Source organism: Desulforhabdus sp. TSK, assembly GCF_022836495.1.
GTDB lineage: Bacteria > Desulfobacterota > Syntrophobacteria > Syntrophobacterales > Syntrophobacteraceae > Desulforhabdus.
Window position 1 is genome coordinate 1 of record NZ_BQXM01000213.1, and the last position, 348, is coordinate 348.

Consider the following 348-nt stretch of genomic DNA (forward strand, 5'->3'; position numbering starts at 1 on the left):
GATCCTGACCGGTAGTATGTTTTGGAGGGCTCTCCATGCCGGGCCGATGGAAGTGGTGTCAATAGCTGGTGTGTTCATGTCCGCTAACTCCTGTATTCTTTGCTCCAGCGGTCATACTCTGCATGGGTGAGCACTTCTCTGATAAAGAGTTTTTGCCGGTTGTAATGAATCACAGTGATCACCCGGAAATTGTTGCCACCAATGTCAAAAATGGTGTACGGGGCAACGTAGTCAGCCGAGCCGAATGCCTGTCTGATGTCGCTGAGGTTTTCAAACCTTGATTTGCTGACGACCCGATACCATGATTCCAAAGGTGATCGGGCAGCAGGATGCACGCGCCAGAAAGAC

The 348-nt window shown here is 50.9% G+C and carries 1 protein-coding gene; it reads right to left on the reverse strand.

Annotated features, from left to right (window positions below; genetic code table 11):
• Positions 1 to 83: 83 nt before the first annotated feature.
• Positions 84 to 348: type II toxin-antitoxin system HigB family toxin (locus tag MWC30_RS22145; protein ID WP_244086350.1), on the reverse strand; the 265-nt coding region annotated here is incomplete at its 5' end.